Annotated in this window: 19 protein-coding genes; 11 read left to right on the top strand and 8 right to left on the bottom strand. The window is 38.4% G+C overall.

Annotated features, from left to right (window positions below; translation table 11 throughout):
• Positions 1 to 14 precede the first annotated feature (14 nt).
• The 10 genes from TOL9009_RS0121050 (at position 15) to TOL9009_RS0121005 (ending at position 15,771) form a co-directional block, all read left to right on the top strand.
• On the top strand, positions 15 to 4,667 hold the full coding sequence (locus TOL9009_RS0121050; RefSeq protein WP_029634519.1) for a type I polyketide synthase: 4,653 nt from the start codon (positions 15 to 17) through the stop codon (positions 4,665 to 4,667).
• Positions 4,668 to 4,687: 20 nt separating this feature from the next.
• Positions 4,688 to 8,785 (top strand): non-ribosomal peptide synthetase, encoded by a 4,098-nt coding sequence (locus TOL9009_RS0121045; protein ID WP_029634518.1) that lies wholly within the window; start codon positions 4,688 to 4,690, stop codon positions 8,783 to 8,785.
• An 18-nt stretch (positions 8,786 to 8,803) separates the two neighbouring features.
• Positions 8,804 to 10,180, top strand: a complete 1,377-nt coding sequence (locus TOL9009_RS0121040) for a cytochrome P450 (RefSeq protein ID WP_029634517.1) — start codon at positions 8,804 to 8,806, stop codon at positions 10,178 to 10,180.
• 101 nt (positions 10,181 to 10,281) lie between these two features.
• Positions 10,282 to 11,172: an SDR family oxidoreductase gene (locus TOL9009_RS0121035; protein WP_029634516.1), complete on the top strand. Its 891-nt coding sequence runs from the start codon at positions 10,282 to 10,284 to the stop codon at positions 11,170 to 11,172.
• Between the two features lie 347 nt (positions 11,173 to 11,519).
• Positions 11,520 to 12,875, top strand: coding sequence for an MATE family efflux transporter (locus TOL9009_RS0121030; RefSeq protein ID WP_029634515.1), 1,356 nt, complete (start codon positions 11,520 to 11,522; stop codon positions 12,873 to 12,875).
• A gap of 447 nt (positions 12,876 to 13,322) precedes the next feature.
• Positions 13,323 to 14,198 carry an oxidoreductase gene (locus tag TOL9009_RS0121025; RefSeq protein WP_029634514.1) on the top strand — a complete coding sequence of 292 codons (876 nt, stop codon included), beginning with the start codon at positions 13,323 to 13,325 and terminating at the stop codon, positions 14,196 to 14,198.
• 54 nt (positions 14,199 to 14,252) lie between these two features.
• Positions 14,253 to 14,405 carry a hypothetical protein gene (locus TOL9009_RS48485; RefSeq protein ID WP_190909849.1) on the top strand — a complete coding sequence of 51 codons (153 nt, stop codon included), beginning with the start codon at positions 14,253 to 14,255 and terminating at the stop codon, positions 14,403 to 14,405.
• 126 nt (positions 14,406 to 14,531) lie between these two features.
• The gene (locus TOL9009_RS49530; RefSeq protein ID WP_038296494.1) at positions 14,532 to 14,750 is read left to right on the top strand and encodes a hypothetical protein; all 219 of its coding nucleotides are present in this window, start codon (positions 14,532 to 14,534) and stop codon (positions 14,748 to 14,750) included.
• 64 nt (positions 14,751 to 14,814) lie between these two features.
• Positions 14,815 to 15,039 carry an MbtH family protein gene (locus TOL9009_RS0121010; RefSeq protein WP_029634513.1) on the top strand — a complete coding sequence of 75 codons (225 nt, stop codon included), beginning with the start codon at positions 14,815 to 14,817 and terminating at the stop codon, positions 15,037 to 15,039.
• Between the two features lie 297 nt (positions 15,040 to 15,336).
• Entirely contained in the window at positions 15,337 to 15,771 is a 435-nt protein-coding gene (locus TOL9009_RS0121005) for a DUF1636 family protein (protein ID WP_242055538.1), read from the top strand.
• Positions 15,772 to 15,916: 145 nt separating this feature from the next.
• Here TOL9009_RS0121005 and TOL9009_RS0121000 read toward each other — a convergent pair whose 3' ends face one another.
• From TOL9009_RS0121000 to TOL9009_RS0120965, 8 genes are all read right to left on the bottom strand, one after another.
• Positions 15,917 to 17,728 carry an ABC transporter ATP-binding protein gene (locus TOL9009_RS0121000; RefSeq protein ID WP_038296493.1) on the bottom strand — a complete coding sequence of 604 codons (1,812 nt, stop codon included), beginning with the start codon at positions 17,726 to 17,728 and terminating at the stop codon, positions 15,917 to 15,919.
• A gap of 100 nt (positions 17,729 to 17,828) precedes the next feature.
• Entirely contained in the window at positions 17,829 to 18,644 is an 816-nt protein-coding gene (locus TOL9009_RS0120995) for an ABC transporter ATP-binding protein (protein WP_029634510.1), read from the bottom strand.
• A 95-nt stretch (positions 18,645 to 18,739) separates the two neighbouring features.
• Entirely contained in the window at positions 18,740 to 19,789 is a 1,050-nt protein-coding gene (locus TOL9009_RS0120990; protein WP_029634509.1) for a FecCD family ABC transporter permease, read from the bottom strand.
• The gene (locus TOL9009_RS0120985; RefSeq protein ID WP_051502973.1) at positions 19,786 to 20,844 is read right to left on the bottom strand and encodes a FecCD family ABC transporter permease; all 1,059 of its coding nucleotides are present in this window, start codon (positions 20,842 to 20,844) and stop codon (positions 19,786 to 19,788) included. The genes TOL9009_RS0120990 and TOL9009_RS0120985 overlap by 4 nt, the downstream gene beginning before the upstream one ends.
• Positions 20,845 to 21,476: 632 nt before the next feature.
• Positions 21,477 to 21,971: a DUF427 domain-containing protein gene (locus TOL9009_RS0120980; protein WP_029634507.1), complete on the bottom strand. Its 495-nt coding sequence runs from the start codon at positions 21,969 to 21,971 to the stop codon at positions 21,477 to 21,479.
• Between the two features lie 360 nt (positions 21,972 to 22,331).
• Positions 22,332 to 22,778 carry a hypothetical protein gene (locus tag TOL9009_RS0120975; RefSeq protein ID WP_029634506.1) on the bottom strand — a complete coding sequence of 149 codons (447 nt, stop codon included), beginning with the start codon at positions 22,776 to 22,778 and terminating at the stop codon, positions 22,332 to 22,334.
• 191 nt (positions 22,779 to 22,969) lie between these two features.
• On the bottom strand, positions 22,970 to 23,782 hold the full coding sequence (locus TOL9009_RS0120970; protein ID WP_029634505.1) for a COP23 domain-containing protein: 813 nt from the start codon (positions 23,780 to 23,782) through the stop codon (positions 22,970 to 22,972).
• A gap of 56 nt (positions 23,783 to 23,838) precedes the next feature.
• On the bottom strand, positions 23,839 to 25,476 hold the full coding sequence (locus TOL9009_RS0120965; protein WP_029634504.1) for a M48 family metallopeptidase: 1,638 nt from the start codon (positions 25,474 to 25,476) through the stop codon (positions 23,839 to 23,841).
• Positions 25,477 to 25,712: 236 nt separating this feature from the next.
• Here TOL9009_RS0120965 and TOL9009_RS0120960 point away from each other — a divergent pair, with 236 nt between their 5' ends.
• A complete protein-coding gene (locus TOL9009_RS0120960) occupies positions 25,713 to 26,507 on the top strand; it encodes an HAD family hydrolase (RefSeq protein WP_029634503.1) in 795 nt (264 codons plus the stop codon).
• Positions 26,508 to 26,844: the final 337 nt, after the last annotated feature.

The following is a 26,844-nucleotide window of genomic DNA, read 5'->3' as shown; positions in this document are numbered from 1 at the left end:
TGATTTAGAAAATTATGAACACCAAGACAACACTTGAAAACATAACAAATTTAGATATAGCAATAGTAGGAATATCTGGTCGCTTTCCTGGTGCAAAAAATATCGATGAATTTTGGCATAATCTCCAAAATGGAGTTGAGTCTATTTCATTCTTATCCAATGATGATTTAGTAGATTTAAATATTGAAGACGCGATTTTAAACGACCCTCAGTATGTAAAAGCAGCGCCTATACTAGAAGATATTGAGTTGTTTGATGCTAGGTTCTTTGGTTACAGTCCTAGAGAAGCTGAAGTTGTAGATCCCCAACATCGCCTCTTCATGGAATGTGCCTGGTCATCTCTGGAAAATGCTGGATACGATCCAGAAACATATAATGGTTTGATTGGGGTTTATGCTGGTGTTGGCACAAATACTTACTTTTTTAACAATATATATAAAAACATTAACTTAATAGATATTTCCAATAAATATACTCTTAATAAAGATTTCTTGACTACAAATATTTCGTATAAATTAAATTTAAAAGGGCCAAGTGTAGGTATCCAAACTTATTGTTCTACTTCATTAGTTGCTGTACATTTAGCCTGCAAAAGTCTACTTGATGAAGAGTGTGATATTGCTTTAGCAGGTGGGGTTACAGTTACAGTCCCACAAAAGTCAGGTTATTTCTATGAAGAGGACGGAATTTTGTCTCCTGATGGTCATTGTCGAGCCTTTGATTCTAAAGCACAGGGTACTATTTTCGGCAGTGGACTTGGAATAGTTGTCTTAAAAAGATTAAAAGATGCTATTGCAGATAAAGATTATATTCATGCAGTTATTAAAGGTTCAGCAATCAACAATGATGGTTCCTTAAAAGTTAGCTATACAGCACCTAGTGTAAATGGCCAGGCTGAAGTTGTTGTAGAGGCTCTGGCAAATGCTGGAATTAATGCTGATGATATTTCTTATATAGAAACTCATGGAACTGGAACTGCTACTGGAGATCCGGTGGAAATTGCGGCGCTTACTAAAGCTTTTCGTGCTTTTACACAAAGAAATGGCTTCTGTGCTATAGGTTCAGTGAAACCAAATATCGGACATCTAGATATAGCATCTGGTATAGCAAGTCTGATTAAAACTGTTTTAGCATTGAAATATAAACAAATACCTCCTAGCTTAAATTTTGAAGCTCCCAATCCGGAGATTGATTTTGTAAATAGTCCCTTCTACGTTAATACTAAACTTACCGAGTGGAAAGCTAATAATACTCCCCGCCGAGCAGGAGTTAGTTCGTTAGGTTTTGGCGGAACTAATGCCCATATAATTCTGGAAGAAGCTCCGGAAATTGAATATTTTGATGATTCTAGACCTTGGCAATTAATATTAGTATCAACCAAAACTAGTTCAGCACTTGAAACTGCAACTACAAATTTGGTTGACTATTTTAAACAATATCCAGATATAAATTTAGCCAATGTCGCTCATACTCTACAAGTGGGTCGTAGAGCTTTTAACCATCGCCAAATGTTGGTGTGCCAAAACATTAAAGATGCTGTAATTGCTCTGGAAACACAAGACCAACAACGGGTTTTTAGTGCATATCAGGAGCATAGAGAACAGCCAGTCATCTTCATGTTTTCGGGACAAGGGTCACAATATGCAAACATGGGTCGAGAACTGTACAAAGTCGAACCGACATTTGCGAAACACGTAGATAGTTGCGCTCTGATTTTGCAACCCCACCTCGGTCTTGATATCCGCTCCCTACTTTACCCCAGCGAACAAGATACCGAAACTGCTGCAAAGCAACTAGAACAAACAGCCCTCACCCAAAGCGCATTATTTGTTACAGAGTACGCCCTAGCTCAGTTATTAATGTCATGGGGAGTGCGTCCAGAAGCAATGATTGGTCACAGCATCGGGGAATATGTTGCAGCAACCTTAGCAGGTGTATTTTCCTTAGAAGATGCCTTAGCACTTGTGGCAAAAAGGGGACAACTGATGCAACAGTTATCTCCAGGAAAGATGCTGGCAATTGCACTTCCAGAAAAAGATGTGCGATCGCTCTTGGCTGATGCTGCTCTAGAAATTGCAGTCATTAACAGTCCATCTTCTTGTGTAGTTTCGGGTAGCTGTGAGGCAGTTGCTACACTAAAAAATCAATTATCCTCTCAACAAGTTGAATGTCAACTGTTGCATACATCTCATGCGTTCCATTCTGTAATGATGGAACCAATATTGGAACCATTTATTCAGGCGATCAAAACAATCAAACTGAACCCACCACGCATACGCTTTATTTCCAATGTAACTGGTACTTGGATTACAGAAGAACAAGCCACAAATCCCAACTACTGGAGTCAACATTTACGACAAACTGTGAGATTTTCAGATGGAATATCTCTACTGTTAAAGCAGTTTGAAGGCGTTTTTCTAGAAGTGGGACCAGGACGGACATTAAGCACATTAACAACACAGCATTTAGAGAAAAAAACCAAACAACAAGTACTAACTTCATTACGCCATGTTAAAGAGCAACAATCAGATGTTAGCTTTTTGTTGCAAACATTAGGTCGCTTGTGGCTTTTTGGTGTAGAGATTGACTGGTCGGGATTTTATACTCACGAGCAGCGTCATCGTTTGCCTTTGCCTACCTATCCTTTTGAGCGACAAAGATACTGGATTGATGCTAAATCCCCATCGCCTTCTTTAAATAGTAAGTCAGTCAAATTAGATAATAAACAAGATATTGCCGACTGGTTTTATGTTCCTTCATGGAAACGCTCTTTGCTGCCTAATTCATCCTCCGAACAAATAGAATCTACACAAGATGAGTGGCTATTTTTTGTTGATGACTTTGGAGTTGGTGAAAAATTAAGTAATGCGTTGCCAAATCAAGGTAAAAATGTCATTACGGTTAAACAAGGAGAACAGTTTAGTAAACTAAGCGATGGTGTTTATACAATTAATCCATATAGATGGGAAGACTATGACACTTTGTTTCAAGAATTAATTTTATTCGGTAAAATTCCCCAAAACATTGCTTATTTATGGAGCATCAACAAACCAGAAAATCGTCAATCTAGAAAATATTTAGAATTCAACAGTCTACTGTTTTTAACGCAGAGCCTTAGTAAGCTCAAAAATAGCGATGGGCTACGCCCCGCCGTAGGCGATCGCACTGCCATTATAGACAATAACTTACAACTTTGGGTTATATCGAACAACATTCAAGAAGTCAATGGTAATGAAAAACTAGACCCAGAAAAAGCAACAATATTAGGTTTATGCAAAGTTATTCCTCAAGAATATCCTAATATTACCTGTCGGTGTATTGATATTGCCTTAACAAATCGCCAAGGATCTGAGGATAGAGAGGAAAATTATAACAGTAATATTATTGACCAACTTTTAAGCGAGTTTACGGCTCTATCTTCAGACTTGATTGTTGCTTATCGCGATCGCTATCGTTGGGTACAAACATTTGAGCCAATTCGCTTGGAGTCAGTAGTTGACGAAAAAATACCATTCAGAAAACAGGGTGTTTACCTGTTTCCTGGTGGTTTAGAAAGTATTGAAGCTGTGCTTGCAGAATATTTAACAAAAACTTTCCAAGCACAACTGATATTTATTGAGGATTTAGCTTTCCCAGAAAAAGATGATTTCTCACAATGGCTTGAAACTCATACTCCAGATGATGAAGTGAGTTGCAAAATTCAACAATTGCTTGCATTAGAGAAATTAGGTGCAAAAATTTTGTTGATGCGTGCAGATACAACTAATTATGAGCAAATGTCTCAAAGCCTTGCATCTGAAAATATTGGACAAATTAACGGGGTCATTTATTCAGATGGAATAAAGCGCGAAAATATATTTGGTTCCATTCCAGAAATTGGTAAAATAGAATTACAAAAATTCTTGGATTCACAACTTTGTAATATTACAGTATTAGAACAAGTTTTACAGAATCTAAACTTAGACTTTTGTATCATTTTTTCTTCTTTATCTTCCATTTTAGGAGGATTTGGATTAGGCTTATATTCAGCAGGGAATCAATTGATTGATATCTTTACTAACCGACACAACCAAAATAATTATTTGCCGTGGTATATTATAAATTGGGATAAATTACAACTGAATGCGAACCAGGAACAAACAACGCTTGAGCAAGTATCTGGGTCAGAATTAGCTATTACGCCAACAGAAACTGTAGAAGTATTTAAACGAGTATTTTCTTTAAGTGAAAGAACTCAGATTATTGTTTCTACAGTAGATATTGATGCCAGAAAAAATCATACATTTAACCTAGACTCTTTAGCTAATTCAAAATCTTTCAATCAATTAGATTCATCCCCGCGTTATTCTAGACCTAACGTTAGTAATGCCTATATTGCTCCTAAAAATGAGTTAGAAAAGCAAATTATAGAGATATGGCAAGAGGTACTTGGAATTGCAGAAGTTGGTATTTACGATAATTTCTATGAGTTAGGAGGAGACTCCCTGATTGCAACTCAATTAGTTTCTCGATTGCGAGCAAAATTTCCTGTAGACTTACCACTGCGCGACCTTTTCTCGCAAGGAATGATACCAGCCAAACAAGCAGAAATGATTGAGCAACTTCTTTTGGAAAAAATTGAAGAATTATCTGAGGAAGAAGTAGCGGTTCTCTTAAATAATTTGTAATTCATAAATAATTATTAGCAATGGATAAACAACACTCTAATTTATCACCAGCGAAAAAAGCCCTTTTAGAAAAATGGAAGGGAGGAAAGCTTCAAGCTGATATTATTCCCAAGCGACAAGACTTTAAAAATATTCCCTTATCTTTCTCCCAACAAAGACTGTGGTTTATTGACCACCTTTATCACGGGAGTTCTTTCTACAATATTCCCATTGCTTTTCATATACAAGGAAATCTGAATATTGCTGCACTTCAGCAAAGCTTGAATGAAATTCTCAAGCGTCACGAAATTTGGCGTACAAATTTTACCCTTGTAAATGGAGAGCTAGTACAAGAAATTACTCCCCAATTAAATTGGAATTTATCTATTATTAACCTTGAAAATTTGTCTGGTCAAGATTGGGAATTTGAGGTTAAACAACTTGTAGCAGAGTCAGCAAAAAAAGCTTTTAATTTAGCTTCATGTCTTTTAGTTAGAGCAACTTTACTGCCCTTAAGTGGAGAAGAACACGTTTTGCTTGTGACCATGCACCACATTATTACAGATGGATGGTCTTGTAATGTGTTCCTGCGGGAGTTGTCAACGCTGTACGCTGCTTTCTCGACAAATCAACCTTCCGCCTTACCTGAACTCCCGATTCAGTATGCAGATTTTGCAGTTTGGCAACGCGATCGCATCCAAGGTAAATTCTTAGCAACCCAATTAAATTATTGGAAGCAACAACTAAGCGGTGAGCTTCCTGTACTACAATTACCCACAGACCGTCCGCGACCTAATGTTACTACTTTCACTGGCGCCAAGCAATACTTTACATTCTCCACAGTTTTAACTAATGCACTCAGACAATTAAGCCAGCAAGCAGACACCACTTTATTTATGAGTTTGCTGGCAGCATTTAACATATTATTATACCGCTATACAGACCAAAAAGACATCTTAATTGGTTCTCCGATTGCCAACCGCAACCGCGCAGAATTAGAAGGAATGCTGGGTTTATTTGTTAATACTTTGGTGTTACGTAATAACCTCAATGGCAATCCCAGTTTCCGCGAACTTCTACATCGAGTACGTGAGGTGACTCTTGATGCTTATGCACATCAAGATTTGCCTTTTGAGATGCTTGTAGAAGAATTGCACCCCGAACGCGACTTAAGTCGAAATCCACTTTATGAAGTCATGTTTGTCCTGCAAAACAGCCCAGTGTCTGTGCAAGAAGTGTCTGGTTTAACTTTGCGTACTTTGGAGTTTGATAGTGGTACAGCCCAACTAGATATTTTTCTATCACTGTCTGAATCTCAAGAGGGATTAACAGGGTATTTGGAGTACAACACGGATATTTTTGATTCAACAACGATTACCCAATTTATCAACAATTTCCAGACTTTATTAGAAAATATCGTTACTAATCCAGAGCAACACCTTAATGAGTTGTCGTTACTAACTACTTCTGAGCGAGAGCAACTATTATTTAAGTTTAATCAAACTCTTGCAGACTATCCTCAAGATGTATCTCTGCATCAATTATTTGAACAGCAAGTTGAACTAACACCTGATTCTTTAGCATTAATTAGCGAGTCTGAAGAACTAACTTATTGTCAACTTAACCATAGAGTTAATCAGCTTGCACATTATTTACAAAAACAGGGTATAACAAAAGAAACCCTGGTTGCTATATGTCTGGAACGCGACCTAGATATGGTAGTGGGAATTTTAGCTATTCTTAAAGCTGGGGGAGCCTACATTCCCCTTGACCCAAGTTATCCAGTGGAGCGTCTGAATTTTATGCTCTCTGATTCTCAAGCATTGCTGTTAATTACCCAACAGGAGATATTAGAAAAACTGTTATTATCTTCAGCTAAAACCGTTTGCTTAGATATCCACAAAGACGAAATTGCTCAAGAAAGTTCTGAAAATCCCATTAATATCTCTTCATCTGATAATCTCGCCTATATTATCTACACTTCTGGTTCAACTGGAACACCTAAAGGCGTTCTTGGCACTCATCGCGGTACAGTCAACGGCTTACACTGGTTATGGAAAACCTATCCTTTCAAACAAGGAGAAGTTTGTTGTCAGAAAACAGCCGTTAGTTTTGTCGATTCTGTGTGGGAAATTTTTGCTCCTTTACTTCAAGGAATTCCGACAGTAATTATTAGCAATGCAACTGTAATAGACCCGCAATTATTTATAGAAACTCTAGCGAATCACAAAGTTACTCGTATCATAGTTGTACCCTCATTACTGCGCTTACTTTTTGATAATTACAGCCATCTAGCTAAGAAGTTATCACAGCTAAAACTCTGGATAAGTAGCGGAGAAGCACTTTCTGTTAAGTTAGTTAAAACTTTCCGAGAATTGATACCATTCGCCAAACTAATCAACCTTTACGGCTCATCAGAGGTTTCTGCTAATGCTACTTACTACGACACGAGTTTATTGCAAGACCAAGCAAACAGTGTACTTATTGGTCGTCCTATTGACAATACCCAGGTTTATGTTCTAAATCGTGATTTACAACCAACACCTATAGGAGTTGTTGGTGAACTTTATATTGGTGGTGATGGATTGGCAAGAGGATATTTGCATCGTTCTGAATTAACTCAAGAACGGTTTATTGATAACCCTTTTATTGCCGGAAATAAACTTTACAAAACAGGCGATTTAGTACGATATCTCAAAGATGGTAATCTGGAATATTTTGGTCGTGATGATGAACAGGTAAAAATCAGAGGTTTTCGAGTAGAATTAGGTGAAATTGCGGCTGTTATTGCACAACATCCAGACGTACAACAATCGGTTGTAATTGCCAGTAACGATGCTCAACAAAATCAGCGTTTGATTGCATATCTGGTGACAGATAAACAGGATATAGCTACACAATTGTTGCCAGAATTGCAGCAAAAGTTGCCTAACTATATGCTACCGTCTACTTTTGTTATACTGGACAAGCTTCCACTTACACCTAATGGTAAATTAGACAAACTTGCCCTACAAAATAACGAAATTACACAATATAATAGTAATAAATCATTCGTTAATCCCCGAAATTTTACAGAATTAGCTTTAGTAAAACTTTGGGAAAGCCTTCTTAAGACCAGTCCTATCGGCGTGATGGACAACTTTTTTGAATTGGGTGGTCACTCATTTTTAGCTGTCCGCTTGATGGCTCAGATTCAAGACAAATTTGGACATAATCTTCCACTGTCTACTCTTTTTGAAAATCCTACAATTGAAAAACTAGCGACTATTGTTAGTCAGCCATTCCGCCAGAGTTCTAATTCTCCTCTAGTAGCAATTAACTCTTCTGGTAACAAAATACCTTTCTTCTGTATGCATGGGGCTGGTGGAAATATTAGCCCATACTTTAATTTATCCAAGAGGCTTGGTGAAGATTATCCACTTTATGCTTTGGAAGATACGCTAGAAAAAGATAAACCAGAAATTATTTCGGTAGAAGAAACAGCAACTCGCTACCTGCAAGAAATTCGTAAAGTACAGCCAAATGGTCCTTATCTTTTAGGTGGTCATTGTTACGGCGGTGTATTAGCCTTTGAAATAGCGCAACAATTACAAAAACAGGGACAAACAGTAGCTTTATTGGTTGTTATCGATGCCATATTATCAGAAACACCCATTGAATCCACAGACGATGACGATGCAAAATTTTTACTTCGCATAGCTGAATCAATAAAAACTGATAATAATATAGATTTTTCAGTACCTTTTGAAGAACTTCAAGATTTGTCGTTAACTGAGCAAATCAATTTGATTAATCAGAAGATCAATTTTATCTTTAGCGATGCAGAAATTCAAGATTTTCTTCGTTATTACAAACTTTTTAAAGCCCATGTTCAAGCTATGCGAGATTATGTTCCCCAGGTTTATCCTCAGTCTATAACTCTATTTCGAGCTAAGGAGGAAATTATTCATGACTTTCACAATCCAGAATGGAGTACTGATGACCCCTTACTGGGCTGGGGTAAATATTATAGTCAACCTATTGAAGTAATTGAAGTTGCTGGCGATCATTTCTCGATTTTCGTTGAACCTCATATTCAAGAATTAGCTAAACATCTGAGAAATTGTATCGATAATGCTGTGTGCAAACTAAATAGATAATGGGAGTAAAAGAAGCTGATGAAACTACCACCAGGACCGAAAACTCCTTCTTGGTTGATAACTCTGCAATTCGAGGCTGATCCCTTTGGCTATATGAATGCTATTTCCAAACGTTATGGTGATATAGTTACTCTAATGTCTGGTTCTACACCAATTGTTTATATCAGCAATCCCTTAGGAATAAAGGAGATTTTCACAAATACTAACGAAATTGCAGCTAGAGGTGCGTTAAACCGAGATTTCGCATTGATGACAGGAAATCAAGGAGTTCTTCAACTTGATGACTTAATTCATAAAAATCGGCGTAAGCTCTTAATGCAATCTTTTCACGGAGCGCGAATGCAAGCCTGTGGACGACGTATCTGCGAACTCACAGAAAAGATTATGAGTAAACAGGTGATTGGAAAACCTTTCGTTGCATACCCAACAATTGAAGATATCACCTTACGAGTGGGTATAGAAGTTGTAATGGGTTTAACTGAAGGAAAGATTTCTGAGAAAATCAAGCATTTGTTTATTTCTATTCTGAGATATGGACAATCACCAATAGATAAGATTCTGAAGAATATTTTTGGAGAAAGAGATTTAGGTCGATGGAGTCCACAAGGATATCTCCTCCACCTTCGACAAGAAGTTTTTCAATTGCTATTGACTGAGGTTGAAGAACGTCGTAAGCAAGCAGATTTTTCACGCACTGATATGATTAGCGATCTGATCTTTGCTGAAGATGAAACACGTCAAGCATTAAGCAATGAAGAAGTACGGGATCTGTTATTATCTCCTATATTTGCAGCTGGTGATGCTTCAGGAACTGCGATCGCTTGGTCTTTGTATTGGATTCATCGTTTACCTGCTGTGCGATCGCGCCTACTATCAGAACTTGATAGTCTTGGTGAAAACCCAGACCCCATGAGCATTGTCACATTACCCTACCTAAGTGCTGTTTGTAATGAAGCTTTGCGAATTTACCCAACTCAGTTGTTTGCATTTCCTCGATTGGTAGAATCGACCGTTGAGGTGATGGGCTATGAGTTGAATCCCGGTACAATACTTATTGGTAATATTTATTCCACACATCAGCGCGAAGATTTATACCCCAATCCAAAAGAATTTCAGCCAGAGCGCTTTTTAGAAAAACAATTTTCCCCCTACGAATTTCTCCCATTTGGTGGTGGTTCTCGTGTGTGTATTGGCGGGACTTTTGCCTTATTTGAAATGAAACTTATATTAGCAACTATTCTTTCACGTTATCAATTGGAGCTAGTTAGTAAGCGTCCAGAACGTCCCAAATTTGGAGGTCTGATTTGTTACCCAGCTAGTGGCGTGAAGATGGTTATGTGCGATCGGCGTCAAAATCAAAGACAGTCGCAGACATTCGTTGTCGGTTCAGTTTAGTATCTGAATTGAGTTTTTGATTCCGTTTCCTAAACATTTACCAAATTTCTCAATTTACCTTTTTCACACAAAAAAATACATTTTAAAATGAGGAACTAAGTATGACTAAGAGTAATAAAGGCGCTGTCGTCATTACAGGAACATCCACAGGCCTTGGTCGAGCAATTGCACTTTCATTAGACAAGCAAGGGTATCGTGTTTTTGCCGGAGTCCGCAACGAAAAAGACGCACAGTCACTAAAGGAGGCTGCATCTGGGAATTTAACACCTATTATTATGGACATCACAAAGCCAGAAGAAATTAAATCCGCAGTTGAAGTTGTCTCACTGGCGAGCGGTGATGAAGGATTATATGCATTAATTAATAATGCATATATCGGAGTAGATGGTCCATTAGAATGTATTCCGATAGATGATATCAGATTGAATTTTGAAGTCAATGTTATTGGTCAAATTGCAGTTACACAAGCATTCTTACCAATGATCCGAAAAACTAAAGGTCGAATTATTAATATTAGCGCAGTTTGTGGCAGATTCTCCATACCTTATAGAGGACTTTTATCTGTTTCCAAAATTGCGATTGAGGCAATTACAGATTCTTTGCGAATGGAATTGAGTTCTAGTGGGGTTGAGGTTCTTTCTATCTTACCATCAGCAATAGTGACACCAGAGCAGGCTGACAAAGTAGAGGCAAATCACCAAAAAGTATTAGCTAATATGTCACCGGAGGCTAAAACTATATATGGTAAAAATTTTACAATATTTATGCAATTAGGGGAAAAAGCAAATCGCAGTGGAAGTTTACCCCCTGAAAAAGTGATAGATGTGATTTTGGAAGCCCTGGAAGTTCGCAAACCTAAAAGACAATATTTTGTCACCCAATCACCGTGGGGAACTAAGCTTTTTGCTCTATATAAAAGGTTACTTCCATATCAGTACTTTTATGATAAGCATTATTTTGGTAATATGCGAAAAAACTTGGGATTAGATTAAAAATTACATTTGGTTTATTATGGAAGTTCCACAACCTTGGCCGCAAGAAATATTTCAGGAGAATTCCACAATCAAAGCATTGATAGGGGGAGCATCTCACCTTTGCAAATGTACCCTAAATCGACCCCCTTACTCCCCCCAAAGCATTGGGCAAAAACAAGACTTTTGCTCCCTCTCCTTACTAAGGAGAGGGTTGGGGTGAGGTTTAAAGAGCTTTCTGCACTCATTGAGATGCTCCCATTGATAGGTTTGTTCCAATGGAGTTAGAAGCAATAAAGCAGTATCGCGTTAGCCGTCTCATTAGGGTTGAGTAAAGAGTAGAAAGCCAAAAAATCAAACATAAAAGAATGACTTCACATAAACAATCTAAAATTAAAAATGAAATCCTGCAAGGTGATCTTATTAAGCTAACATTCAAGTTATCAATTCCTAGTATCATAGGAATATTAATGCTTAGTTTAAACAGTTTTATTGATGCTTTATTTGCCGGAAGATTTATTGGCGAAAATGCTTTAGCTGGTATCTCACTTGCACTACCACTTACAGGTATAATAAATGGATTTGCGTCCTTAGTGGGCGTAGGTTCTGCTTCTATTCTCAGTCGAGCTATTGGTTCTGGAGATATTAAAACTCAGTCTAAAATCTTTGGCAACTTGACGGTCATGAGTATTGCCATCTCCTTTTTTATCACAATTATTGGTTACAGCTTTGCTGAACAATTAATTGTATTTATGGGAGGAAGTGGTGAAGTCGCTTCATCTGGTGCGGAATATTTGAAAATTTATGTACTTGGTTCAGTATTTTTGATACTAGCAGAAGCTTGTAACGAGGTGATTAACTCCGAAGGTCAAATTAGACTTTCCACTATTTTTAGTGGTATTTTTGTCATAGTTAATATTTTTTTAAATTCCCTATTTGTTATTGTATTTAATTGGAAAACTCAGGGAATTGCACTCGCTACATTTATGGCAATGGTTGTTTATAGCATTGTAAATTTAGCTTATTTTGTGACAAGTAAAAGTTCTATTCCAGTTAACCTTAAAAAAATATCTCTGGCAATAGATTTACTACCCGCAGTCTTATCAGTAGGATCATCAGCACTATTTTATCCAGTTATGTCATTGGTTCAAAGTTTTGTAATTTTTAATTCGATTTCTTACTACGGAACCAATAATGACATTGCTTTCTTTGGAGCAGCAGGGAAAATTAATTCATTAGTATTTATTCCTATTATTGGTTTTGCACAAGCATTACAACCTATAATTGGGATGAACTATGGGGCAAAAAATTATGCTAGGCTGAAGAAAGCCTACTTAGTTTTTGTCATAATTGGAACTTTTTTATTAATACTAATGTGGTTGCCTTTGCAGTTATCTCCAAAAAGTTTTTTAGGACTAATTCTACCAAATGTTAATTTTACAGAAAATGATGTATGGAATTTTAGAATTGTTAGTATTTTAACACCAGTATGGCCTTTAGCATTCTTTAGTAATACTCTTTTTCAATCTATAGGTAAAGGTAAAATTGTATTAGGAGTACTTTTGTTAAGAAGCATAATTTTAAATGTGCCAGCAGTGCTATTTTTTCCAAAAATTTTAGGCATAAAAGGCATATATTATGGAATGCTCATTGCAGATATTTTATTTATTCTAATCGTATCTATATTAACATTTATAGAATTTAAAAATTTAAATAAAATCTGAATGATTAAGCTGTTTGCATTTTGAAGTTTTAGCAGTATTTAATCGTATCTAAGTTAAGATTTATTCATAATACTATAAAATGAGATATGATTTCGGAAAACTTTTTAAATAGCTGACAATATGGCATAATGAAAAAGTATTGCAAAACATATTCACTGATGGCATAACGTCAATTCGACGAATGTACGGAGAATTCAAAAAATACGAGAAAAGAAAAGCAACAGATGGATGGTAAATTTTAATAGAAAGAAGTCAGGACTAACATGAGACCACTCAGTCTTCGGAAAAAGATGCAGGAAATAGTTGGCAATATCCAATAAAAAATGTGTATAAAAATTGGATTTTGAGTATATTTTGCATTTTGATTCCATCAGAAAAAGCATATTTTGCTTCTGCAACCTCAAATTTCTTTAGCTTAGTAATACTTGTTCTAAAAGGAGAATTTCTATGGTGATGTCGTCAGAGCAACACACAAGAGTATGGTTTATTACTGGTTGTTCAAGTGGTTTTGGTCGAGCGCTGGCAGAAACAGTGCTTGAACGGGGTGAAACGGTGGTGCTAACGGCACGGAATCCCCAGCAGATAAAAGATTTAGCAGCAAGCTTTCCGGATCGTACATTAGCGGTGCAACTTGATGTAACGAAACCTGAAGAGGTTGCAGAAGCAGTAAAAAAAGCTATTACCAACTTTGGGCGCATAGATGTACTAGTTAATAATGCTGGATATGGTGTTTTGGGGGCAGTTGAAGAAGTAAGCGATAAGCTAGTTCGACTTCAATTTGAAACTAATTTTTTTGGTGTTCTGGAAATGCTACGAGCAGTACTACCTTACATGCGAAAACAACACACCGGACATATTATTAACATTTCATCAATTGCTGGCTTTGCTGCTGGTAGATCTGATGGAATTTATTGCAGTAGCAAATTTGCTCTTGAAGGAATTTCTGAAGCATTAGCTCACGAAGTTTCTCCCCTGGGAATTAAAGTGACATTAATAGAGCCTGGCTCGTTCCATACAGATTTTGTCACACGCTCTCTTGTTGTGACTGATACTCGAATTAAAGACTATGATACCTTTACTGGTGGACTTCTAGAGCAAGTACAGAGTGTGCGTGATATGAAAGTTCGGGAACAAGGCGATCCAAAAAAAGCTGCTCTGGCAATTCTTAAAGTGGTTGATAGCGAGAACCCACCATTTAGATTAGCATTGGGGGCAGATGCCGTTAATGGCGTTTATGGCAAGCTGGAGTTTGTCAAAAAAGAACTAGATGCTTGGAAGGACGTTTCTATGAGTACTGCATTTGACGAAGTTGCTAGTGCTTAAATGTAGAAACTACTGTCAAAACAAATTAGATGCGTTTCCCCTGAAGAAATAAAGTTGAGTAAACAGCATCTAGCCAAAAACCTAAAAATGACTTCCCAAAAACAATCTCAACTGACAAATGAGATCCTCCAAGGCAATCTCATTAAACTAATTTTCAAGTTATCAACTCCCGCTATTCTGGGAATGCTGCTGATTACTGGAGTTTAGACTAAATGCGATCGCTCGTCCGAACAAGCCTACAAACTTACGGAGTAAAAAAAATACATTATATAACGAGAAATGGAAGTGTCCTGAAAAAGAAAAAGTGGTCAGCCATGTTGAACTGACCACTTTATGGTCAATGCTGATAATAAGAAAAAATTAACAGCTAGACCATACAAATTAAAGTTGCCCCCGACATTGTTTCAAACAGAAGCTGACTTTGATAATCAGAAAGGTAATGTTCATTTAGTTGGAAATCTCACATTAAACTACGTAAAAGTTCGGTGTGTTGCAGATATTAACCTTGAAACTTTAGAAGGTAAAGGATACCTCGAACCGATAGAAACGTGAAATTTATCTGTTTTAATTACCTACCAATCTTTTGCTAATCATTATTAATTGACTGGAGAAATAAATGTATCAAGATGAAAAAGAAGATACGACAATTTATAAAGTCGTAGTAAATCACGAAGACCAGTACTCCATTTGGCCTGCTGACAGAAATAACGCTCTTGGTTGGAGAGATGTAGGCAAAAGAGGTTTCAAGCAAGAGTGCCTTGAATATATTAAGGAAGTTTGGACTGATATGAGACCTCTTAGTCTTAGAAAAAAAATGGAAGAAGCTAGTAGTAAAACCTAGTTACTTTGCATAGCGATCGCCAAAATTGTCTCTCCACCCTTTCACTCTCGGCGATTCCAGTTACTTCCTAATGCAATACGGTTCAGTTAAGGCTGAAAGTCATGTAAATTAGGTATTGGTATTGAAACTAGTACAGCATGGCGGAAATGAACCCACCATTGAACCTTGAAAAAATTATCATTTGCAGTCTTTTAAAATGGTAGGCGTATTTACGCCGCACGGTACTAGTATAAAATAAGCAATATATACAAATAAATTGACATGCTAAAGAAACTACTGGCGTTCATCGAGTCATTGATGAGTTCTAAAAATACCACCTCAACACACCCTAACTCCATATCTAAAGCCACTCTCTTTATCTGCACATCCTGTCATCGCTCCTCTGAAGAAAGACCAAAAAAACAACCTGCCGACGGCACAGTTCTACTTGACAAAATCAACAGTTTGTACACTGAAAAATTGACATCTGGGGAACTGGAAATAAAACCCGTTGGATGTTTATGGGCTTGCAGTCAAGGCTGTGTTGTCTCCGTATCAACTCCAGACAAACCCACCTACCTTTTTGTTAATCTTCCCCCAGAAGAAGAACCAGCAACAGCATTACTAGAATTTATGCAATTGTACATCAAGAGTCGTAAAGGCGCTGTTGCTTGGAAACTACTTCCTGAGCTTTTACAGTCTGCTATTTTCGCACAAATTCCCCCTGTAGTTTCTGAAAAAAATTACAACTAATTTTTGGTGTTACTGAATTTCAATATGAATTTTTAATTCCAGCTGAAATAAATCATTTCCAACTTTGCACAAAATAAAATTCATATTCCAAATGATTCATCAATTATCAAGATGCAACTCATTGATAACTGTTCACTATTAACTGTTAACTCATCCCCGACTGTACCCGCCACAAATTAGCATAAATCCCATTCTTTTCTAACAATTTTTCATGGGTTCCCGACTCAACTAATTTCCCATATTCCATCACATAAATACACGAAGCATTACGGATAGTGGAAAGACGATGGGCGATCGCTATTGTTGTTCTATTCACAGTAATTCGCTCCAAAGAACGCTGAATTGCTGCTTCCGTTTCATTATCTACAGCAGATGTGGCTTCATCTAGAACTAGAATAGGCGGATTTTTCAAGACAGCCCTAGCGATCGCAATTCTCTGCCGTTGTCCACCAGATAATTTTTGACCTCTTTCGCCAACTATTGTCTCATAACCTTGAGGAAGTCCCATAATAAAATCATGAGCTTCGGCAACTTTGGTTGCTTCTACTATTTGTCTATCACTAGCATCAAAAGACCCGTAAGCAATATTTTCTGCAACCGTTCCATGAAATAAAAATACATCCTGACTTACCAAGCCAATACTGCGACGTAAATCATGTAAATCCAATTGTTGGATATCAATTCCATCAATAGTAATAGTTCCAGAAGAGATATCGTAAAATCGCAATAGTAATTTAACTAAAGTGCTTTTTCCAGAACCTGTAGAACCAACAATTGCAATAGTCTCTCCTGCGGGAATATGTAAAGACAATTGTTTAATAATTGGCTCTCTATTTGGGTAGGCAAAACTAACTTGTGCAAAATCAACTTTCCCACGCACTTTATCAATAGGTAGAGCTATGTCTCCTGTAGTAATATGAATAGGAGTATCTAATAAATCCATGACACGATTGGTAGAAGCCATAGACCTTTGATACTTATCAAATATTTCTCCTAATTCTACTAAAGGCCACAACATCCTCTGGACTAAAACAATTAGGACACTATAATTTCCAATAGATATTCTCCCAGCATATGCTGCCATCCCTCCCCAAAATAACAAGGCAACAAATCCCACTAAAACGAGCATCCTAATTAAGGGAATAAATGCAGCTGACAGTTTAATTGCTTTAGTATTGCTTTTTCGATATGCTTCACTTTCCCCTGCTAATCTAGCACTTTCATAAGCCTCAGCAGTGAAACTTTTAATTGTATTAATTCCACTCAAATTATTTTCTAGTCTAGAATTCAAAAAGCTTACCCTTTCTCGAACATCTGCATAACGAGATTCTAGACGTTTTTGATAATTAAAAGACCCCCAAATAATAAATGGCATCGGCAACATTGCCACCAAGGTAATAGAGGGAGGTAAAATTAATATTGCACCACCAACTAAAATGATAATTGAGGTGGTAATCTGAATGATGTCATTGGCTCCATAATTCAAAAAAGTTTCTAATTGGTTGATATCATCATTCAAAATTGACATCAAACCACCAGTACTACTTTCTTCAAAGTAAGCTGAATCTAATTCTTGCAAATGATTGTAAGCATCCAAGCGCAAATTATGCTGAATATTTTGGGCTAAATTTCGCCAGAGTCGATCAAAAGCATACTGAGAAAGGGATTCGAGTACCCAAATAATAACAGTTACCACCGAAAGTAGTATAAACTGCCAAAATATATCTTTTACACCCAACTTTGCAATGACAGACTTTTGCTGTTCCACAAGTATATCCACCGCAATCCCAACTAACCACGGTGGTGCTAAGTCCAAAATCGTATTGATTATAGACAATAACGTTGCTAGCCAAATTTGTTGACGGTATTGGCTTCCATAGTTTAACAACCGTTGTAATGGATAGCTTGACTTTCTAGCCTTTTCAGGAATTCTATGAGATTTTGATAATATTGTCACGACTATTTATTGTTGGTATTTGGATGCAACACAACGCGAACACAACCAATTATCTGGTAAAGCATCAAACAATTATTGGTCATAAATTTATATTTTACTTTTATCTATTTCCTCCCTTCCTCCCAATTGGAACACACATCGGTGTCCCTGAAACTGGATCGGGGACAATCCGACACTCTAACCCAAAAACTTCCCTTACCATCTCCTCAGTCATCACCAAATTAGGTTCCCCAACTGTAAAAACTTGACCTTCTTTCACAGCAACTAAATAATCAGCATAGCGACAAGCTTGATTTAGATCGTGCAACACCATCACCAAAGTTCGTCCCTGATTTTGATTCAATTCCCACAGTAAATCTAAAACTTCAATTTGATGTGCCAAATCTAAAAAAGTAGTCGGTTCATCTAACAATAAAATATCCGTATCTTGAGCCAAAGCCATCGCAATCCAAGCACGCTGTCGCTGTCCCCCAGAAAGAGTATCTAATTCTCTTTCTGCGAATTCTTTCATTCTGGTAATTTCTAACGCCACTTCTACCAATCTTTCATCTTCCTTTGTCCACTGTTGCAACCAACTTTGATAAGGAAAACGCCCGCAAGCAACTAAATCTCTCACCGTTAATCCTTCCGGTGGAACTGGTCCTTGGGTAAGAATCGCCAACTTCTGAGCAATATCTTTTGTTGATAGTTTAAATACATCTGTTGCATCTAGATAAACACTTCCTTTACTCGGTTTTAGCAATCTCGCCAATCCTCGCAGTAAAGTAGACTTACCACAACCATTTGCACCAACTAAAGCTGTAATTTGCCCCTTTGGTATAGTTAAATCTAAATTTTTAATTATCGTTGTTCCGTTATATCCTAAAGTTAAACCACAAGTTTCAATTTGAAAGTGTTGTTGAGTGTTTAATACCATTTGGAGAAACTATTGATAGCTGGTTTAAAAATAAATTAACCTGCTCCTTAATCTTAAATATTCCGCTTTTCGAGCAGAAAATTAGATTAGAGAGGTTAGGTATTTTTCCGACTTTGCACTAATAAATAGAGAAAATAAGGCGCACCAATGACAGCAGTCACAATTCCACAGGGAATTTCCACAGGTGCAAATATAACCCTACCTAATAAATCAGAAATGACAACAATCATTGCCCCCAAAATTCCCGCTACTGGAATCAAACCTTGATGATTTCCTCCGACTAATTGACGCGCAATATGGGGAGCAATTAATCCCACAAAACTAATCGTTCCCGCAGTTGCTACAGCCGCACCAGACAAAGCAGCACTAATTACTAATAGTAAACCACGTTGCCATTCTACCCGACTTCCTAAACCTTGGGCGATTTCATCCCCTAAATTTAAAGTGTTTAATTCTACAGCTTTTATTAAAGCTAAAGGTATAAATACAATCAGCCAGGGTAACAAAGAAAAAAGCTGTTCCCAAGTGCGTCCGTAAACACTTCCGGCTAACCAAACCAATGCTTGATTTACATCATTAATTTCTCCAAATGTCACCATAAAGCTAGTACAAGCACCTGCAACGGCGGATATTCCTACACCGATTAAAATTAAACGAACTGGATGTGTACCCCTATCCCAAGCAAAAATGTAAATGAATAAAGAAGCAATTAAAGCACCAATAAAGGCTGATAAAGGTAAAATACTGGCGGGAAGATTGGGAAATAGTATAATTAAACTCACAGCCGCTAAACTTGCACCTGCATTAATTCCAATAATCCCCGGATCGGCTAGAGGATTTCTGGTTAATCCTTGCATAATTGCTCCGGAAATTGCTAATGCTATACCTACTAAACATGCAGTTAAAGTTCTGGGCAATCGTAGGGTATTGATGACAAAACTATAATCAGGATTTCCCGTATCAATTCCTAATAATGTTTGTAAGACTACGAGTGGCGAAGTTGGATATTCCCCAACAGAGGTACTAATTATAAATGTCGTTAACGTGATAATTAGTATTACAAGTAAAACTGTCGGGACTCGTCTGTGGAGACGAAAGGATATCTGCAAAAATTGGAAACGGAAACTTAGAATATTATTCTTCATTTTTTCACCTTAGTTTTGGCTAAATAAACGAAGAAAGGCGCACCGACTAAAGCTGTCATAATTCCGACAGGAACTTCTTGGGGTTGAATGATTAATCGAGCTAAAATATCCGCAACTAAAAGCAATATGGCTCCGAATAATGCACTATAGGGAATAATCCAACGGTAATCTACCCCCACCACAAACCTAACAATATGGGGAATTACCAAACCAATAAATCCTATTCCACCAGCTACCGCAACCGCACTACCATCTAATAGTAAGACACATATCACCGCAGCTATTTTCACCCATGTGGTTTGTTGTCCTAAACCAAGAGCGATATCTTCTCCTAAACTCAATATAGTGACTTGTCTGGAGATAGCTAAAGCCAAAATCATCCCGATACAAATGTAAGGTAAAACTTGGACAATAATGCTTGCATCTGTACCCGCTAATGAACCAGCTAACCAAAAACGAATTTCTTCTAAAGTGCGTTGACTGACAATTAATATCCCAGAAGTCAGTGAAGCAAGTAAACTGCTAATGGCTGCACCTGCAATGGTAAGATTTAACGGTGTAGCTCCACCACGTCCTAAAGAAGCCAGAAAGTAAACGCTTATTGCAGTGACACCAGCACCTAAAAATGCATACCAAACGTAAATACTTGGTGTGGATGCACCAAAGAAAAAAATTGCCATGACGACGGAAAAAGCTGCACCAGAACTAACTCCCAAAATACCGGGGTCAGCTAATGGGTTGCGAGTTACACCTTGCATCAGCGCACCTGCAACTGATATGGCTGCACCCACTATCATTGCAAGTAGCGATCGCGGTAGTCTAACGGTACGAATTATCAGATGTTCTCTAGAAGCATCAAAAGATAGAAATGATTGATAAATTGTGCCTAAAGGAATTTTTGCAGCGCCAAAAGTGACACTGAAGATTAGACATACTACGAGAATTATCAATCCGAGAATTAAACCCCCAACGGGTAAAGTTAGCGAGAAGCGGAGCTTAATGCCTCTGGCATATCGCAAAAATCCTCTCGCTAACGATGAATTTGGTTTATTCATTGTTAAGGCTTCTGAGTCGCTTTGACACTCCTCAGCATGACGGCTGAGGATTCTTGGTTTGTCCAGAAACCGTAAACCTTCGCATCCCTATTCCCATTCGCCGAATGGTACACGGGCAGTATCTAAACCAAACACCCGTGGAGTAGTTGACCAAGTGTCGAGTCAGTTTACGAAAGACCTAGAGGGCATCTGTCCCCAAGCTTTCAGGTACTTTGTTGAGAGTGCCGAAGTTGCGTGCTCCTCTCTTTTCCCTACGTTCCGGCGTAGCCCGGCGTACGCTGTCTTTTAAATTGTTACTAAATCATATTATCTATAATGTCGGCTACATATCTGTTTTTTCACAAATATATTTTATTATTTCTCAATATTGCGACCCGCAGGCGCTTCAAAAGTGCTGTCATGAGTTATAACCTTGAAGGAATTTGAACACTTAAAGGAATAAGAGCATTTTTCTCTTACCAGAGACATAAAAGAGGGTTAAGCGATCGCCTGTTACTGAGTGTAAATATTTATAATATATGCGTTTTGCGAAACGTCTCTAAATTATCAAAAATATTGGCGATATGATTTGACAATCAACATCGAATTTATCGACGTTTTGTAGAGACGTTCCATCGTAACGTCTCTACGATTCACCATCCCCAAGTGCCGGCACCACCTTTAAAAGGTCCGACAATATCGCTGGTAATCCAACCCCCATAAAAGTTACCTGGTTGGGGTTCTACTTTTTCCCCATCGACGTAGCACGCATCCATCATGTGAGCGTAAAAAGCTACATAATCTTTCATAGATGCAAACTCTGGTGTCGGTTCGGGGTAAAACCAAGCAGCATTTTGCACTTCTTTGTCACCCACGCAGATATTGTAATAACCAGCACTTCCCTTCCATTCACAAAAGCTCGAACGCGGTGTCAAAAGTAGGTATTCCATTTTGATATCCGCAGGAGGAATATAATAACCCGGTGGATGGCTGGTTTCTAAAACACGTTTAGCGCTGTGGGTATCTGCGATAGTTACATCATTAAAGATGATTTGGATGTGTTTAGTTGTGTCTTCTAAGCGGGGGGGACGAGGATAATCCCAAACTGATTCTTGTCCGGGATTGGGTTCGATGCGTTGGATGTTCATATAGGGGGTTAGGAATTAGGTATTTTTTGCATATTAAACCATAGATATAAGTAGAAAGGCGCAAAAAAACCGAAGTATGTAACGAAAAGTAAAGTTGCCCAAAAACCTCTTCCCTTCTGCCTCGTGCCTTGTCATAACGATAATTTTTAACGCCACATTCATGAGGTACAGAATATTGAATTAACCGCTTCGGAAGATAGATAAACGCCGATGGACGCAGATAAAGATGATTTTTGGTTATACGCGCTTGTTTTTTAAGCGATAATCTCAACTTTTTTACGGTTTATACGTTCAGTTTGATCAAATCTGAACGTATAACCTGTTTTTCAGATGAGGGTGTGTTTTAAGCTGATCTATTCTCTATTTGCCAAAAACACCCTTGATCTTATCAACAGCGCTTTCAACAGCATTCTTTGTGTTGTCTACTGCTTTTTGAGTCCGAGATGCATCTTCTTCTGCTCTTCGCTGAATTGTAGCTGCATCGCTTTTTGCTTTGCGCTCAACAAAACTACCACTATCAGTTCCTCGATCAACTTTAGCGGCATTGCTCTTTGCAGCTTCCTTAACTTTATCTGCGGTATCTCGGATGAAACCCTTAGCTCGTCCAGCATCTTCACTGGCTTTATATTTAACTTGATCCCCTGCGTCTGCCGAAGCGATTAAGTTGGCAGTAGGATTAGCCATTGCTGCGGTGTTCGAGAAAAACGCACCTTGCCAAACGAAAGCGATCGCTAACACACACAACACAGTTTTAGCCAAAAAGCGTCCTACAGTCGAGAGCTTTTCCATCAAATAATTCAGTTTCATAGAATACAATTTGCATTTAGATTTGGCATCTTATTTTTACTTCATCTGGCTTTGAGGCTAAATCGTTCCAGAGGCAGAAGTTCTGGGGTTATATCAAGTTCTGAATGAATAGTTAAAATCTGCAATGCCAAAAAAATATCCCTCTTAAGAAGGGGGATATAGGGGAGATATTTAAGCTTTTAAGCCATCAATTAACGGAAATTGCGGGGATTCAGCTTTTGCGAATTGCCTTGACGTGCTACACCATTTCGCAAACCAGTAGCAGTACCCCCATCTTTGGGGTCGAGGAAAGGTTTGAGATTGATTCCGGCTTTAGATGATGCCAGATTAGTGCGAGTGTTGCCACCACCGAGAAGTGTCCGACTTAAGTTGTATAAATCGTTTGTTCCGTTACTCTGACTCGTGTAAGTGTTGACGGCTGTGGTATATTGTCCATTGTCAGCGGAAACCAGATTTTGAAACACGTTATTGCGTACATCATAGGCATCTTTTCCTGGAGGTACTGTCAGCACAATTCGACAGGATGGATTAGCTTCGGTGGTGACGCAGATTGTGTTCTGTCTATTTTCGACGGCTGTTTGGAGTTCTAATAAGCCATCTTGACGGTATGATTCTAAACGACTAGCGATCGCATTACAACGAGCTTGGGAATCCCAACCACCACCTAATCTACCTGGTGCTGCCCAAGGAAAAAATTGATTTGGTTGACTTTGGGGCTGATACATTACGGTATACTGACCATTGTATGACTGACAGTTAAACCGAGCAATGTCATTAACGCTGGGGTAATTTGGTATACCTGTTGAGTTGTCTATTGGTCTGGATGTACCATTAGATGGTATTGAACCACCTGTTGAAGTTGTGGGTACGACAACGCCATCAGAAGTAGTGGTGGTGCTTCTGGTAGTTGTGTTATTGTATTGAGCAAATGCTGCGGTATTGCCCAGTAAGAGCGATAAACTCAAACTGCCAAAAAACAGAAATTTAAAGGTTTTTGATGACATAAATCATCCTCAACAGAACAGAGGTTAGGGGGTTGATAGTTCAAATGACGAAGAATTTATTTTTTTGATTCATCATTTGGCTTCTTTTTTTGTTCTTCACGTTCTTTTTTTTCTTTGAGTAGTTGCTTTACACGTTCTTTAATTTGTTGGTGACGCTCTACTCCTTCATAAGCATAACGGTTATAGCCAGTGCCAGAAATTAAGCTTTCTAAATAAGTAACTCGCTCTCCACCGCCTGGGTGAGAAGATAACCAAGTAGGTGGAGCATTTTTTTGTTGTTTTTCTAAGGTTGCCATTAAGTTACGCAAACCATCCGCAGCATAGCCGCTGGTAGCTATCAAACGTGTACCGAGGGTATCTGCTTGACGTTCCATATCGCGGCTGTAGCTAAGTCCAAAGAGTTGACCGATGGTGCCGCCAAGTGGTAAATATTGGGTGACGTTGGAAATTAAATTGCCTTGGGTGACTAGTTGAAAGCCGTGGGAAAGGACGACGTGGGATAATTCGTGACCGATTAACCCGGCTAATTCTGCCTCTGAATTGGCTTTAACGATCGCACCCGCATTAATGAAGATTTTGCCTCCAGGTAGCGCAAAGGCGTTAAGATCCTCCAAGGGGATGACAAAGAACTCGTATTTAAACTCTTCCCTTCCTGAGATTTTAACTAGTTTTTGTCCGATTTCATCAACGTATTTGACAACAGTTTCGTCGTTAATTAATTTCAGTTGTTTTTTTGCTTGTTTGGCTACAGATTCCCCGATCGCCCCTTCACCTTGTAGCAACAGTATGGTAGAATCGAGGGCAGAAAACGGACCGAGAAGGCTGCCGGTGAGAGCGTAACCTAATGCACCAGTAATAATATTGGCGATCGTGTTACCTCTAACTTGGGCGCGGATATGCGATTTATAACGTTTGAGATTGTCATCAGCTAGTTTTTTAAATTCTGGTGCTTGCGGATCGTTGGGGTTGAGAATCGCAAATTGACGCGCTGCTAAAGAAGCTTCGATCCATTTTTCCGCTTCTGCAAGTGCTGCAACTCTGGCTTTAATTAAGTCTGGTTGATTCGGATAGAGCGTTGCAGCTCTATCTAATACAGCTAGTGCTTTTTTCTCATCATTGTATTGTTTGAGAATAAGAGCGTATTTTATATGACCGGGAATAAATTCGGGAACTTGTTCAACTAATAGTTGCAGTGGTACTAAAGTTCTAGTTTGCAGCTTTGTTGCTATTCCGGCTTCGGCTTCCCGCCAGTATACCTTACCTGCTGGGGAAAGTTGTGCTGGATCGACTATTGCCGCTTTGCGTTCTTGATTCTTTAATTTTGTCGTGAAAGGTGCTTTCGCAAGACGATACATTTTTTCGGCTTCTGCGAAATTTCCCGCTAAATAAAGCTTATCTCCTTCCATTAATTTTTGCCGACGAGCGAGTTCTTCGGGAGTAGGTGGGGGTTCTACTGCCTCAGATGGCTTTTTATCAGTGGTTTGAGGTTCTGATGGCTTTTTCTCAGTTGCTTCTGGAGTGCTTGGGGGTTTTTCTGGTATTGAAGGCTTTTTCTCTTCAGTAGCTTCAATCCCAGGTGGTTGTTGTGCGGGAGCGGGTGAAATAGGTTGCGTCAGGATAATCAATATTGATGTACCCAATGACAGCAGTAACCAATTCCAGGCTAGCAGTAGAGACTTCCAGCGTCGTTTCATGTGATGTCAACCTATACCTTGATGCTTCTTTGTTTAAATGTATGAGGATTAACATCAATATGTATAGAGCGATCGCCATTGTTTTACAAATCTGTTGTTTTCAATACCCTTCTTCTTCTTACCCCTACACCCCACACCCTTACACCCTACACCCCATACTTTATATGTTGCTGGAAGCAACTAAACATTCTGAGGATTCAGTTAAGCTGACAACAGCAGTTTTAATTCCCAAAACAATGACGGCAAATAGTCCTACAATTCTCGCTCTAGACTTTGATGGTGTAATTTGCGACGGACTAATTGAATATTTTCAAGTAGCATGGCGTGCTTATTGTCAAGTATGGTTCCCAGCTAACCAAACTCCATCAGATGATTTAGCTTCTAGATTCTATCAGCTTAGACCTGTAATTGAAACAGGTTGGGAAATGCCCGTCTTAATTAAAGCTTTGGTAGCGGGAATTGATGATGAAAAGATTCTTCGAGAATGGGCAAGTATCGCTCAACAAATTTTGTTAGAAGACAAGTTACAGGCAAAAGAAATTGCCACTAAACTAGATAATCTCCGGGATGAATGGATTGCGAGAGATTTAGATGGTTGGCTGAGTCTGCATCGATTTTATCCGGGTGTGGTAGATAAATTAAAAGCAACTCTTGCTTGTCAAGTCAAGCTGTATATTGTCACTACTAAAGAAGGACGTTTTGTACAGCAATTGTTGCAACAACAAGGAGTTACTTTAGACAAAGAAGCAATTTTTGGCAAAGAAGTCAAGCGTCCTAAATACGAAATTTTGAGAGAATTAATTCAGGCTGCACAGGATAAAGCAGTCAGTTTATGGTTTGTAGAAGACAGAATCAAAACGTTACAGTTAGTTAAAGAGCAAACCGACTTGGAAAATGTGAAACTCTTTCTGGCAGACTGGGGTTATAATACTCAATCAGAAAGAAACGCGGCTGAAAACGATTCGCGAATTCAGCTAATATCGCTTTCTCAGTTTGGTCAAGATTTTTCTCACTGGGTAATGGATAGTTGATAGTGGTTGGTTGATAGTTGATAGTTGATATAGCAATCCTATCTGAGTTGTGAAAATGAACGAACCGCCTTCTCTGCGAGAGGCTTCCGCCAACGCGCTTCGCGTCTCCGAAGGAGAAGACACCAAGAGCAACAATAAAAGAAAAAGAAGTTTCACATATGATTTAGAATTGCTATAGTGGTAAATCTTAACAACTAACAACTATCAACTATAGCGGTTCTCAGTTCAGTGAGGTACAAGAACCCCACCCCGAAGATAGGCCCCGCAAGCGAGGAGGGGGCTATGATGTACCTCATGTGATTAGGAAACGCTATAACAACTAACAACTAACAACTAA

The organism is [Scytonema hofmanni] UTEX 2349 (assembly GCF_000582685.1).
GTDB classification, from domain to species: domain Bacteria; phylum Cyanobacteriota; class Cyanobacteriia; order Cyanobacteriales; family Nostocaceae; genus Hassallia; species Hassallia hofmanni.
This window is presented reverse-complemented; position numbering and strand designations above follow the sequence as displayed.